The 13,936-nt window shown below is 45.6% G+C and carries 12 protein-coding genes; 1 reads left to right on the top strand and 11 read right to left on the bottom strand.

Features of this window, described 5'->3' with window-relative positions; all coding sequences use genetic code 11:
* Nucleotides 1–26: 26 nt before the first annotated feature.
* From AC0MXB_RS10750 to AC0MXB_RS10760, 3 genes are all read right to left on the bottom strand, one after another.
* The gene (locus AC0MXB_RS10750) at nucleotides 27–725 is read right to left on the bottom strand and encodes a pirin family protein (protein WP_474039673.1); all 699 of its coding nucleotides are present in this window, start codon (nucleotides 723–725) and stop codon (nucleotides 27–29) included.
* A 123-nt stretch (nucleotides 726–848) separates the two neighbouring features.
* Entirely contained in the window at nucleotides 849–1,295 is a 447-nt protein-coding gene (locus AC0MXB_RS10755; RefSeq protein WP_474039674.1) for a MarR family winged helix-turn-helix transcriptional regulator, read from the bottom strand.
* A gap of 230 nt (nucleotides 1,296–1,525) precedes the next feature.
* Nucleotides 1,526–2,374 carry an AraC family transcriptional regulator gene (locus tag AC0MXB_RS10760; protein WP_474039675.1) on the bottom strand — a complete coding sequence of 283 codons (849 nt, stop codon included), beginning with the start codon at nucleotides 2,372–2,374 and terminating at the stop codon, nucleotides 1,526–1,528.
* Nucleotides 2,375–2,640: 266 nt separating this feature from the next.
* On the opposite strand from AC0MXB_RS10760, the gene AC0MXB_RS10765 reads away from it, so the two are divergent.
* Entirely contained in the window at nucleotides 2,641–3,456 is an 816-nt protein-coding gene (locus AC0MXB_RS10765; protein WP_474039676.1) for a substrate-binding domain-containing protein, read from the top strand.
* Between the two features lie 86 nt (nucleotides 3,457–3,542).
* Here AC0MXB_RS10765 and AC0MXB_RS10770 read toward each other — a convergent pair whose 3' ends face one another.
* The 8 genes from AC0MXB_RS10770 to AC0MXB_RS10805 all read right to left on the bottom strand — a co-directional run bounded on the left by AC0MXB_RS10770 (nucleotide 3,543) and on the right by AC0MXB_RS10805 (nucleotide 13,891).
* Nucleotides 3,543–4,646 carry an HD-GYP domain-containing protein gene (locus AC0MXB_RS10770; RefSeq protein ID WP_474039677.1) on the bottom strand — a complete coding sequence of 368 codons (1,104 nt, stop codon included), beginning with the start codon at nucleotides 4,644–4,646 and terminating at the stop codon, nucleotides 3,543–3,545.
* A gap of 84 nt (nucleotides 4,647–4,730) precedes the next feature.
* A complete protein-coding gene (locus AC0MXB_RS10775; protein WP_474039678.1) occupies nucleotides 4,731–5,135 on the bottom strand; it encodes a response regulator in 405 nt (134 codons plus the stop codon).
* A 15-nt stretch (nucleotides 5,136–5,150) separates the two neighbouring features.
* Complete coding sequence (locus AC0MXB_RS10780) at nucleotides 5,151–7,847, bottom strand: PAS domain S-box protein (protein ID WP_474039679.1); 2,697 nt, start codon at nucleotides 7,845–7,847, stop codon at nucleotides 5,151–5,153.
* Between the two features lie 42 nt (nucleotides 7,848–7,889).
* On the bottom strand, nucleotides 7,890–8,927 hold the full coding sequence (locus AC0MXB_RS10785) for a protein-glutamate methylesterase/protein-glutamine glutaminase (RefSeq protein WP_474039680.1): 1,038 nt from the start codon (nucleotides 8,925–8,927) through the stop codon (nucleotides 7,890–7,892).
* A gap of 3 nt (nucleotides 8,928–8,930) precedes the next feature.
* The gene (locus AC0MXB_RS10790; RefSeq protein WP_474039682.1) at nucleotides 8,931–9,746 is read right to left on the bottom strand and encodes a CheR family methyltransferase; all 816 of its coding nucleotides are present in this window, start codon (nucleotides 9,744–9,746) and stop codon (nucleotides 8,931–8,933) included.
* A gap of 14 nt (nucleotides 9,747–9,760) precedes the next feature.
* Nucleotides 9,761–11,611, bottom strand: coding sequence for a methyl-accepting chemotaxis protein (locus tag AC0MXB_RS10795; RefSeq protein ID WP_474039683.1), 1,851 nt, complete (start codon nucleotides 11,609–11,611; stop codon nucleotides 9,761–9,763).
* Nucleotides 11,612–11,626: 15 nt separating this feature from the next.
* Nucleotides 11,627–12,124, bottom strand: coding sequence for a chemotaxis protein CheW (locus tag AC0MXB_RS10800; RefSeq protein WP_474039684.1), 498 nt, complete (start codon nucleotides 12,122–12,124; stop codon nucleotides 11,627–11,629).
* A 54-nt stretch (nucleotides 12,125–12,178) separates the two neighbouring features.
* Nucleotides 12,179–13,891, bottom strand: a complete 1,713-nt coding sequence (locus tag AC0MXB_RS10805) for a methyl-accepting chemotaxis protein (RefSeq protein ID WP_474039685.1) — start codon at nucleotides 13,889–13,891, stop codon at nucleotides 12,179–12,181.
* Between the last annotated feature and the right edge of the window lie 45 nt (nucleotides 13,892–13,936).

Below are 13,936 nucleotides of genomic sequence, written 5' to 3' on the forward strand. Positions count from 1 at the left end.
GTCTTTTAGAAAAACAATAAGCTGGCTTACGCTTTTTTCATTTCGATGATTAATATATGCATTGTTTTCAATGCTTTGATTCGCAGAGACTCTCCCACACTTTCGAGAGCATCTTTTGCATTTAATTCTGTTCCATTAATGTCAGAACTTCCTTCAATCTGAACGACATAGGCTTGTCGATCCGATTTTACAGTGAACTCCATTTCTAGTCCTTTATCCAGTTCTAACGCATAGAAGTTGGCATCTGCGTTTAACTGGACAGGAGCGCCCCCTTCTGGCGATGACACTAGATGCAATAATTGGTTCTTTCTTAAATCCCAATCATATCTATGATCGCCATACTGCGGCTTCAGCCCTATTTGACTAGGCTTTATCCAAATCTGCAAGAAGCGAGCTGTCTTTAATCCTAAATTATGTTCACTATGAAAAACACCTGTGCCAGCACTCATATACTGAATGTGTCCCCGAGAAATGGTATTCTGATTCCCCATGCTATCACCGTGTGTTAATTCGCCATCGATGACATAAGATACGATTTCCATGTCACGGTGAGGATGCATTTCAAAACCAGTATTGGGTTCGACTAAATCATCATTCACGACCCGTAAAACGCCAAAATCCAGACGCTCTGGGTTATAGTATTCCGCAAAGGAAAAGTGAAACAGGCTTTTTAACCAACCGTGATCTGCTCTCCCATGCTTAGCTGCAGAATATTTCTTTACCATAGTATTCCCTCCTTATCGTGAGTAACAAGAATTCTCGTTATTAAAATATTTTTTCATGATATGTTTATTATGCTTTCAATTAAAGAATCTTGATTTAAAGATTTTAAGGTAAAAAAATTTCTTTTATTCTTTAGAATAAAAGCTTATTTTTTTTAATAAATCTATTGTCTGTTCCATTTCAGCAGGAGTAAGACCTTCAAAGGCTTCGTTAAACGTTGCATAATGAATCGGTAGAATTTTAAACATTTTATTCCGACCAGCCTCGGTGAGTTCCGCATAAACGATGCGTCGATCTTTCTCACAAGACCTCCTAGTAATCAAGCCTTTCTTTTCTAATTTATCAATCACATAGGTAATTGTGCCGCTCGTAATGAGAATGTGATTCCCAATTTGCTGCAACGGATGACTTCCTTTATTATAGAGAAATTCCAACACTCCAAATTCTGTCGCATTGAGTCCATAGGCACGAATATTTTGCAGATCCCGATCAAGCAACTTCTTATACGTTCTAGTTAATGCAATATAAAGTCGCATGGCTTGTCGATTAATTGGCATGGCGTCATTTTCCACTGTATCACCTATCGCAATTTATAATATCTTGAATTAAAGATATTATAAAACACCTTTTTCTGGCTGTCAAGAAAATAGAATATCTCCTATAAAAAACAGCTTTCTTGTCCCATACGCCTTCCAGAAAACAGTATTGTAATGTTATAAAAACAAGTTCAAATCGCAAATGAGCAAGAAGTATTCTCAAATTCAAAAAACACTTCTTGCTCTTATTTTCACTTCTATAACTTTCACTTTTTGATAGGAACCCAAATCTCACACCGATACTCGGGAGAAGTTGTATCGCCTTTAGGATAAACCTCAATCTCGGGGGCACAAGCATACTGATACCCAGTCGCTGGCAGCCACTCTGTAAATATCCGTCGAGTCAGCTCCTGTATCGCATCAGGTAATGCTCCAACTGATTCAAATACTGCCCACGTTGCTGCTGGTATCTTAGCTGAAATATAGCCCTGAGGCAGTTCTTCGTTCACGCCCTCAACGGCTATCATATAGTTAAACTTATCTTCTTCAAAATCCTTACACACACCTAAGATACCAAGTTTCCCGGCTTTATTGCAAATCCAATCGTAGGTTCCATCATTCATACATTCACCCCAAAATTGCGGTACCTGTTTAAAATTTTCTCCATCAACCATCGTTATCTTTTTTTGTTTACCTACTACCGTAAAGCTTTCCTTATCAACAATTTTATACTCCATATCTTTATCTCCTTTTATTGAAATATGGAATGAGAGTTTAGGATATGCCTTAAGATTTCGCCCCGGTTCCCGTGCAGCAGAAGGAGTCATCCCATGCATTTTTCCGAAAGCTTTTGTAAATGCTTCCGGTGTTTCATATCCGTATTTATAAGCCACATTAATAATTTTCTCACCAGATATAATATCCTGCGCAGCAAGTGTCAGTCTTCTTCTTCGGACGTATTCTGCTATTGTAATTCCAGTCATCATATGGTACATCCGCTGAAAGTGAAACGGGGACGATAATGCAATCTTCGCTACCTTTGCAATATCAAGCTTTTCCGTAATATTCTCTTCCAGATATTCTATCGCCTTGTTCATTGCATTAAGCCAATCCATAGAACTCCTCCATGTATAATATAGTATACCTGTCCGAATCATCTTTCCTGTCTTTACCTGCTATCTAATGACAGGATAAAAACAAATTTCCACGCACCGCTAAGAGTCTCCCCTAACATAACCCCCTCTATATCAAATAATTATATGGACGTCCATATAAAAAATATATTTCATATTAATTTGCAATAGTTGTAAGATAAAATCTGAGTAATCTATATATTCTGGTTACTGAAACAAAACTATACAAATTATAAGGAGGATTTTCTATGAAGTTAAAGCTAATTAAGGTCTTGTCATTTATGCTAGTAGTGGTATCTTCTCTGGGCGGGACAGCTTTTGCTCAAACCGCTGACCACCTCGCAGTAAAAAGCAACGAAAAGGAAGTTACAGTTATGTGTTCCGGTGGATTTTATTCCACGCTACAGGAGCTTGCCCCCATTTATGAAAAAAAGACCGGCAAAAAAGTTATCTTAATATCAGGTTCTTCGATGGGATCCTCGCCAACAGCGATTCCCGCTCGACTTCAGCGTGGAGAGAAAGCGGATGTCATAATCATGGCAGGTACGGAGCTTGATAAGTTAACCGAAGAAGGACTTGTTGTCTCAGGAAGCCATGTAGATCTTGTTCTTTCAAAAATAGGAATGTGTGTTCCGGCAGGTGCGCCTAAACCGGATATCAGCACTACCGAAGCTTTTATACAAACCTTACGGAATGCAAAATCAATAGGCTACTCAGCAAGCGCAAGCGGTACATATCTTTCCAAGGAACTCTTTCCACGTCTTGGTATATGGAACGAAATCAAAGATAAGACCAAAATGGTTGTAAAGGATCGTGTTGCCTCACGCGTTGCTGCCGGAGAATTTGAAATTGGCTTTCAGCAAGTAAGCGAAATACTCCCCATTCCTGGTATTGACTTTGTAGGAACCATTCCTGATGACATTCAAAAAGTCACGATATTTTCGGCAGGGATCGCTGCTGTATCACAACAATCCGTTGAAGGAAATAAACTGATTGAATTCCTTACTTCTTCTGACGCCCTACCAATCATCAAAAAACAAGGTTTAGAAGCAGCTACTCATTAATTAAGTATCCAACTTCTCATACCACAAGTAAAATACCTCGTATCATTGGTTAAAACATCATCCAATAGATACGAGGTATTCCTATTTCAAGACAGCTTTCCCATGTTGCGCGCTTGAAAAATTTCTTCCGGCGATAATACCTTGACAATCGACCTAATCAGATCTTTAGTGAGGTCAACAACTTTTTCCGGGCCGGTCCACGGACGACCGGCCTTATCAGCGATAACCTTCACCCGTGGTCGCGCCTGTAATTTCGGGAAAACTTCCACAACCACGCCGATTTCGCCGGTATCCAGGAGAACAGTAGCTCCCATCGGATAGAGCGCCACGCTTTCCAAGAAAAAACTAACCAACTGGGCATCAAGCCTGGAACCGCGGGAAGCTTGCATGATTTCATAGGCTTCATGCTGCGGAAACGCTTTGCGATAAGGCCTGTCGGAAGTAATGGCGTCGTAAAGATCGGCAACTGCAGCAATTCTTGCGTACAGATGAATGCTTTCTCCTGACAGTCCTCGTGGATACCCCGAGCCATCGGCGCTTTCATGGTGCTGATAGGCCACATGGGCTGATACCAGCGGAATCGGACCTACCTTGCGAAGAATATTGAACCCGTCTTCCGTATGCCCCTTCACTATTTTCTGTTCATCAGACGAAAGCGGGCCGTCTTTGTCCCGAATGTCGGCCGGAACCAGCATCATCCCCAGATCATGCAAAATCGCCCCCATAGCCAGTTCATACAGTTCCTGCTGGCCAAGTTGCATCTTTACCCCCATCATTACCGAGAGCAGACAAACATTGATAGCATGGCCAAAAGTGTAATCGCCGTGAATCCGGATATCAGTAAGATGTACCAGAGCATAGCGATTTTCCAGGACATCTTCAATGACCTTACGCATCACCTGGTGTATCCCCATCAAATTGAGAGTTTGCTTTTTTTCAAAATGTTCAAAGGCTCGGTGAGTCAATTTGATGGTCTCTATCCGAGTCGCCTCGTTAATGATCTCTTGCGGCTCAATCTCCAAGAATGGATGATTGACGAAAACCGAATCGATACCCATGGTCTCCAACCTGGAAATCATCGGTCCGTCCAGTATAATATTCTGCGCCAGCAAGAGCTTTCCGTTCGCGCTGAAAATATTTCGGGCAGTCACCATCCCGGGTTGAAGCTGATCCACTGTCAAACGAAGCATAATTATCCCCCTGAAATACCAATTAAACAAACTCAGAACGGCTGTCGCTGCTTATAACAAAATTGACACAGCATAACCTTCTACTCAAGTGGGCTGACCAATCAGCCCCAGTTTTTCCATAACTTTTACCAGTTTTTCGACATCGATAGGCTTCGACGCATAAGCCTCACAGCCAATGTCGAAAGCCTGCTGAACATAGGATGTCTCTCCCAGAGCCGTTGTCATAATCACCTTGGCTCTATTTTCCGGAGCAATGCCATTTTCATTTTCCAGGTCTCTGATGGTTTTCAGTACCTTTACCCCGTCTACCTTAGGCATCATGATGTCCAGACAGATTAAATCATAACACTTGTTTTCTTTCAGCGCCATCAGAAATGCGTCGACAGCCTCCAGCCCGTCTACGGTCAAATCACATTCCCCATATTGAGACATGAATTTAAAAAGAAACTTTCTGCTGATCATGTCATCTTCAGCTATCAATATTCTCATTTTCCCCGCCTCCTTCTATGAAATAAACCCGTTTTTCTGAAAGGCTTCACTCATCCTCCTGATGTGGCAGATATGTTCCAACGCTTCTTCCTGATTTCCCCGTCTCGCGGCCAGCTCCGCCTTAAAAGCGACACTTTTCATTTCATCGGAACCAATTTTGTTTGCCAAGCCCTTAATCTTATGGGCAATTCCTTCAATCAGTTCCATGTCGGAGGGGACTTCGTCGGCAATGCTGGCTGCTAAAGACTCAATATCGACCAGAACAGGAAGGTCTGCTGTGAGAGAGTTTGTGGTGCTAGGGGCGATGACGATATCACCACTTTCATTAAGTTGAACGCTGCCGCTAGTAGCCAGCCGGTAACTTTGTTTACGCGGTGAAAACGATTCTAGCATTTCTGACAGATCCTCCATTTGCACCGGTTTCGCCATATATTCGTCCATTCCTGCCGCCAGAAACCTTTCCCTATCTCCGACAAGCGCATGGGCGGTAAGAGCCAGGATGGGTATATGCGCTTTTGTATCAGCCTCGGCTTCCCTTATCTTTTTCGTCGCCTCTATTCCATCCATTTCAGGCATTTGAATATCCATCAGAATGGCATCGTATTTTTTCTTTCGCCAAAGTTCTAGCGCCACCGAGCCATTTTCAGCTAAATCAACGGCGTGGCCTGCCGTTATTAACTGTCTTTGAATCACAATCCTGTTGAGGGGATCATCCTCGACCAACAACAAATTCATTGGCGATTCGGCTTTGACCACATTTCTTTTTTTCTGTTGGCTGTCCGGTAACTCCCTGCCAACCTGAAACGGAATTGTGAAGTAAAAAGTACTTCCCAGGTCTTTCTCACTCTCTACCCACATCTTCCCACCCATCATTTCAACGAGTTGCTTGGAAATAACCAGACCCAATCCGGTTCCGCCGTAGCGTCTAGTAGTAGATCCATCCACCTGGCTGAAAGTCTTAAACAACTTGTCCATCTCATGCGGCGCAATCCCAATACCCGTATCCCTGACGACAAAAACGATTTCGACTGAGCCCTTTCCCGTCTCGCTGGCTTTAATGGCCAGAGCTACTCCGCCATGTTCAGTGAATTTTATCGCATTGTCGATCAAATTGTTTAGTACTTGGCGCAGCCTGTTAGAATCGCCGCTCAAGATCTCTGGAATAGCGGTCGAAAAAGTGTAGTCCAGGTCAAGCCCCTTTCTCTTAGCTCGATGCGAGTGGGCTTTGATCACCTCATCCAACAGCGTTCTCAGCTTGAAATTATGGCTCTGCAACAAAAGTTTTCCTGCCTCCATTTTGGAGAAATCAAGAATATCGTTAATAATGCCTAATAAGGATCGGGCGCAAGACTTGGCTGTCGCCAGATTCTCCTTCTGCTCGGTGTTTAGCCCCGTCAAGAGTGTTAAATCAATCATACCCATAATTCCATTGATGGGAGTCCTGATTTCATGGCTCATATTGGCGAGAAACTCGCTTTTGGCCTTATTGACCGCCTCGGCTTTATCCCTGGCTCCCTTGAGCTGTTCTTCAGCGATTTTCCTGTCGGTAATGTCAATCCCCATACCGATATACCCTTCGGCAATACCGGTCATATTGGAGTACAACTTATGAACACAATACAGCCAGCGATATTGCCCGCTCAAGTCCAATACTCGAATCTCGCCTTCAAACAAGCCTTTCTCATTAATTCTGCTGTAATTTGGATCAAAGCATTTTCTTCGATCTTCAGGATGAACCCGCTCTAGCCAACCATGCCCTGCCGCTTGACTAATAGTCTGACCGGTCAAAGTCTGCCATGTTTCGTTGATGGATTCCATTTCACCTGTTATATTGATTCTCCAGATAATTGTTGGGAAGCTTTCGAAAATACGCAGGTAATAATCCCTGGTTTTGATGATGGAACTTTCCTTCTGTTTTTGGTCGGTAATATCAACAAGAGCAACCATTACCATGGGTTTCCCATCAACAACGATCGGAGATGCACTAGCTCGAAACCAGAACAGCACCTCTCTACCATTATGCACAATTGTTTTGCTGCACTCAATGCCGGATACTGCCAAACCTTCAAAAGCCAGCGACACAGCCCGCTGAAATTCGCAGTACTGGCATGAGTCGCTATAGCCGCAACCTTTTTCCTTCTCCAGACTATTTCTGCAGCAAAAGGCGTCGCCGAAAGTACGTCCGATAACCTCGCCAAGATTCCTGCCCAGAAGTTTAAGGGCAGCGCCATTGATCTGCCTTATCGCTCTAGACTCATCAACAATATACATTCCCACTGGAGCGGAATTGAGTATTGTCCGTAGATTGTTTTTTTCATTCTCGATTGTTTTCTCCATCACCTTGTAGCGGGAGATATCGCGGAAAACGACCACCACGCCAGAAAAATACTTGCCTTGAGGACCGATAGGCGCACAACTTGCCGACAAGTATTTCATCGCCCCATCCTTGGTAATCAGAACGGTCTGATCGTGAAGACCGGTGGCAAGGCCGCTTTGCCGAACCTCGGCGACAGGACTAGCCAGTCGCTTCTTGGTTTGGGCATGATATAAATTGAATACAACATCGAAGGGCTGCCCATGCGCTTTGGCGCTTTCCCAACCAGTAATCCGCTCGGCAGCCTCATTCATAAATATGATTTTCTCCGCCGAGTCGACGGCGATGACTCCATCTCCGATGGAAGTCAATAACTGAGCCATCAATCGTTTATCCATCATCATCACCTGCACTAAAGCTTTAAGCCTTCGTCGCCTCTTTTACCGTCTATTAATTGCTGAGCAAATAAGCCGCGGAATATTGGCTAGCGGCGCTTGTCTCTCCACAGCTCCTATCTCATAGGCAACTTTAGGCATTCCATAAACAATGCAAGATTGTTGATCCTGTCCGAAGGTAATCGCACCTGCTTGCTTCATTTTTAATAATCCCTTGGCCCCATCGTAACCCATACCAGTCAAAATAACGCCAAGTCCCGCCGATCCGGCTTTGTCCGCCACCGAATTGAACAGAACATCTACTGACGGGCAATGTCCATTTACATTATCGCCCTTAAAAACTTCCACAACATATTTGCCGCCCTTGCGGTCAAGACGCATATGATAGCCGCCTGGCGCCAACAACGCTCTTCCTGGCACGACAGCATCGCCTGTTTGCGCTTCTTTTACTTCGATGCAGCAGGATCCGTTCAGTCGCTTAGCATACATGGCAGTAAAAACAGGCGGCATGTGTTGAACTATAACAATGCCAGGCACTTCCCGCGGCAAAGCCCGCAAAACTTCATAGATTGCCTCCGTACCGCCTGTAGATGCGCCGATAGCGATGATTCTTTCGCGGCCGCCCCGCTCAACACCGCCGGAGACAGGCAGATCGCCACCGAGTTCCCTTTTCGGCTGTTCGACCTTAGCGGTCGATGCAATCTTGATCTTAATAATCAACTCACGAACGAATACTTCCTGATTAAATGACTTTGTATCCGGCTTCGTAACAAAATCCACAGCCCCCGCATTAAGTGCATCAAAGATATTCTCGCTGGTCGCACTGACAACAACCACCGGAATAGGATACTGCGGTATGAGCTTACGCAAGAATTCAATACCATTCATCCTTGGCATCTCAACATCCAGTGTCATCACATCAGGCTGAAACTCAAGTATTTTATCTCTAGCCATATAGGGGTCGGACGCGGTCGCCACGACTTCAATAAATGGATCGGAGGCTATTTTCCTGGCCAAAGTTTCCCGAAATACAATGGAATCATCAACCACTAGCACCCTGATCCGTCTTTTAGCAGTGCTCATATTTTATTCCTTTCTGTAGACGGCAGGGGCTATAAATTCGTACTTGCTCTCCTGGCGGTTGACGGATTCGGAATGGCCAATAAACAAATATCCTCCTGGTTCCGTATGCTCGTAAAACCGATTGATAAGATCCCGTCTTGTCTTAGCGTCAAAATAAATCATAACATTGCGACAAAAAATGATATGAAACTTCTTTTTGAAGGGAAATACTTCATTCATAAGATTGAACCGGCGGAATATTACTTCCTGCCGGATCTTCTCATTGATAACACATGACTCATCATCTATATTACGAAAATATTTCTTCTGCCAGTTGCCTGACAGAGTATCCATCTGACTTCTGGGATATACCCCCTGACCAGCTTTTTCCAAGACGGCGGTTGATATGTCGGTAGCCAAAATTTTCGTGTCCCAACGCCACTTTTCAGCGCCAAAGTAGGTGTCAATAACCATCGCAAGAGTATATGGTTCTTCTCCTGTTGAACAACCTGCACTCCACAGACGGAGGTCTTTGGTTTGCCCCTCCGTCTTGGCGAAATGAGGAAGTACTGTTTGCTCCAAAAACTCAAAGTGTTTTGGTTCCCGCAAGAAATAAGTATGGTTAGTTGTCAGTTTGTTGACAAGGGTGATCCCCATCTTACCAGTCGAATCACGGACCACATGCTGAAAGTACTCAGAAAAGCTGTCAAAACCGCTCTGGGTGATATAATTGTGCAATCGGCCCACTACCAGGGTCCGCTTTTGTGACAGATTAATGCCGTAATTTTTCTTAATAAATTGGACAAGATCATTAAATTCCTGTGTAGTTATTTGTTCCATCAGTCATCCGCCACCTAGTACTTTCCGAATTCGCTGTCATCCAGCACAATTTTCCCATTAGCCTGAGCCAGGGTTAACCCTCGTATTCCGTTCCCATTTTCGGTCTTGGCCTGATTTGCTCTCGTCTTTTCCATCACCATTTCAATCGCCCGTAAAACCTCGTCACTCATACCTTCGCCGCCGCTTACTAGGCGATGGGTTCGCTTGAGCTTGAATTTACGCACATTTTCTCTTAGTACTTCGGCCTGGCCGGACAATTCCTCGCTGGCTGAAGCGCTTTCCTCCGCTGTGGAAGAATTGGTCTGTACAACCTGAGATACCTGGTTGATGGCTTGATTCACCTGCGAAATAGCTGTAGCCTGCTCATTAGATGCGGCGGCAATGTCACCGACAAGGACAGCCGCTTTTGTGATGCCATCAACAATGGAATCCAGCGCTTCTGCAGTATGATCAGCAATTTTGCTGCCTGCCTCGACTTTTTTGATGGATCCCTCAATCATCGCGGTGGTTTCCTTGGCCGCGTTAGCGCTACGGGCGGCAAGGTTCCTTACTTCTTCGGCCACAACGGCAAAACCTTTGCCATGCTGTCCAGCCCGAGCGGCCTCCACTGCTGCGTTGAGAGCAAGAATATTTGTTTGAAAGGCGATCTCGTCAATCACTTTGATGATTTTGGAAATATTAGCAGAAGAGTCATTGATCTCGACCATGGCTTGAACCATCTCTCGCATCTGATCATTGCCTTCTTGGGCCTTGTCCTTGGCTGCAGTAGCCAGTTCATTGGCCTGGTTAGCATTAATAGCATTCTCCCTTGTCTGGGCGGCCACCTGCTCCATGGAGGCAGTAATCTCTTCGATGGAACTAGCCTGCTCGGTAGAACCTTGAGACAGCGCCTCACCAGAAGCGGCAATTTGCTGGGAACCTGCGGCTACCTGTTCGGATGCCGTCTGGATTGTATTGAGCACTTCATTCGTTTTTTCGACCATCTCGCTAAGCTTCTGGCCCAGAAGGTCTTGTTCCGACCTCACCTTGACATCTACCGTAAGATCGCCAGCGGCGATCCGTTCCACGGCCAGCGCCTGCTCCCGAATGCTTTCGACCATTTTTTCAAAAGACTGCACCAAAGCTCCGATCTCATCTTTGCTAGTAGCAGTCACGCTAACGTTGACATCGCCAAGCGCCAGTTTATTCGCTGCTGCCATAAGGTTCTTCACCGGATTACTAATGATCCGGGCAATGAATATACCTAGACCGATACCCGCCAGCATTGCAGCAAGGACAACAATAATCATAATGGTGATCGTCCTATTAGCATCTTGCCTATTCTTTGCTGCTTTTTCTTTGGCCAACTCGACTTTGCTATCCGTCAGCTTATCAAGTGTGTCCCGAAAAAGATCGGCATACCGGGCGCCCTCAGTCGCCATCAATTGATTGGCTTGGTCATATTGGCCATTCTGAATGATTCCAAACAGCTTTTTAGTATACGCTTCATATCCGGGAATGGCGGTCTCAATCGTCTTGTGTAGTCGACCACCTTCATCACTGACTAGGGTTCTGGCCACCTTGGCTGTCTCCCCCTTCATCTCAGCGATGCGCTCCTCCGCCTTTTTTATATTATCCGACTGATGGCTAGGTTCTCTATCCAGTACCAAATCCCTTATATTCACGCGGCTTCTTTGATAAGCCTCTTTTACATTCGCTATTTCCTCAAGCGGCACCGTATAATTTTCAAAAAGACTCGTATCTTCTTCAGCCAGTTTATAAAGATTGATTACGCCAACCGCCCCAACAATGCCAGCCATAACGGCAACAACAACGAAAGCGATAATAAGTTTTGTCCCAATTTTCTTGTCGTAAAACCATTGCATTTTCATCGCCCTCCCCTATTTATCGTTCAATTCACTTAGGTTGTTTACCTCATCAGCTGTCAGAATACGGTCACAATCAAGAATCAGTTTGGCGGCATCGCCCACCTTGCCGATGGCCTTGATGAACCGCTGCTGATAGCCATTGTTCAGTTGCGGTGGCGGTACAATATCCGTTTCAGCGATATTTAGGACCTCGGCCACCGTGTCGACAAGCAAGCCTACGGCAATTCCTTTGATATCCACTATAATCACGCAGGTTCGGTCATTAATTTCGACAGAAGATTTTTTAAACCGCAATCGCATGTCGATAACCGGGATGATGTTCCCCCTGAGGTTGATGATCCCCTTGGCATAATCCGGCAGATCAGGAAGTCCAGTGATGGTCTGCATGCCGACAATCTCTGTGACATACTGAATCTCGATGCCATAGGCCTCAGCGCCCAAGGAAAAAGTAAGATATTTGTCTTTCTGGGTATCTTCTGCTTCCAGCTCTGCTGCAAATTCTTCAGTCATGACTTTTCCCCTCCCAAGCGTTTTAACGCATCAACACACTCCAGCACCTGTTTGTTAATACTTACCAAACTCGTTGTCATCCAAAACGATTCTGGCTTTTGTCTGAGCCAGCGTAGGTTCAGACTTAGACTGTTTTTGCCGCTTTTTATCCATCATGTCCTCTAGCGCCCGCAATACGTCAGGGTTCAAGCCATCATCCCCTAGTGAATTAAAGCCTGTGGACTTGAGTTTAAATTTAGCGACATTGTCTTTCATCATCTCAGCCTGACCGGCCAGTTCCTCACTGGCAGATGCGCTTTCCTCTGCTGTAGCCGAGTTGGTCTGCACCACTTGAGAAACTTGGGCGATCGCCTGATTTACCTGGGATATGGCTGTAGCCTGTTCATTGGATGCGGCGGCGATATCACTGACCAGGGTGGCGGCTTTCGCTACCCCGTCTACGATACCATTCAAAGCTTCTGCCGTTTCATTGGCAATTTTTGTACCGGCATCTACCTTTTTAATGGAGCCTTCAATCATGGCTGTTGTTTCCTTGGCGGCATTGGCGCTGCGGGCGGCGAGATTGCGAACCTCCTCGGCGACCACCGCGAATCCTTTGCCGTGCTGTCCCGCCCGAGCTGCTTCCACAGCAGCATTGAGGGCCAGGATATTCGTCTGGAAAGCAATCTCGTCGATAACTTTGATGATCTTGTTAATATTAGTCGAGGATTCGTTGATCTCAGCCATGGCTTGGACCATTTCCTTCATTTGATGATTCCCCTGGATCGCGTTGTCTTTGGCGACAGTGGCCAATTCATTGGCCTGACTAGCATTCATGGCGTTCTCTTTCGTCTGAACCGCCACCTGCTCCATCGATGCCGTAATTTCTTCAATAGAACTGGCCTGCTCGGTCGATCCCTGCGAGAGCGCCTCGCCCGAGGCGGCAATCTGCTGAGCGCCTGCCGCCACTTGCTCCGCAGCCGAATTAATATTAAACATCGTCTTGTTTACATTGTTGGCCATCACATTGAAAGCCTGGGACAATTCACCGATTTCATCCTTGGTCTTGACCTCCACCTCGACGTTCAAATCCCCCTCGGCAATCTTATCGGCTACCTGAAGCAGCTTGTTCACTGGCCGAGAAATCGCCCGGGCTATGTAGATACCGAGCACCATCGCCAAGGTAATACCAGCGATAACGAAAGCAATCATTATGGTGATAGCTGCGTTAGCGTCTTGCTTATTTTTAGCCGCTTTTTGCTGGGCTTGCTGAATTTTCAGCTCGGTAATTTTACCGAGCGAGTCCCGGAAAGTATCGGCATAGCGGATCCCCTCAGTCGCCATCAGCTGACTGACCTGCTCGTACTGACCCGCCTGAATCAAACTAGTGAGTCTCTTACTATATGCCTCGTATTCGGGAACAGCAGTTGCTATTGTTTTGTAAAGTTTCCTGTCTTCCTCGCTGCTCATGGCATTGGCCAGCCTGGCTGTCGCCCCCTTCATTTCGGCGATGCGTTCGGCCGTTTTCTTTACGTTTTCCGCCTGGTGGGCGGGGTCCCTATCTAACACTAGATCCCTTATATTGATGCGGCTTCTTTGATAGGCATCGGACATACTCCCGATTTGCTCGATCGGCACAGTATAATTCTCGAACAGACTGGTATCTTCCTCAGCTAGTCTATAAAGGTTATTTATGCCGACCGCCCCGACGACGCCAGCCACTAGAGCTACGCCGAGAAAAGCGACAATCAGCTTTTTAGCGATTTTGAGATTCTGAAACCAATTCATTCGTTATTCGTCTCCCTTCAACGTTAGCCTCATTGTTCTGACCCC

The sequence above is a fragment of the Pelorhabdus sp. sgz311001 genome (assembly GCF_055901755.1).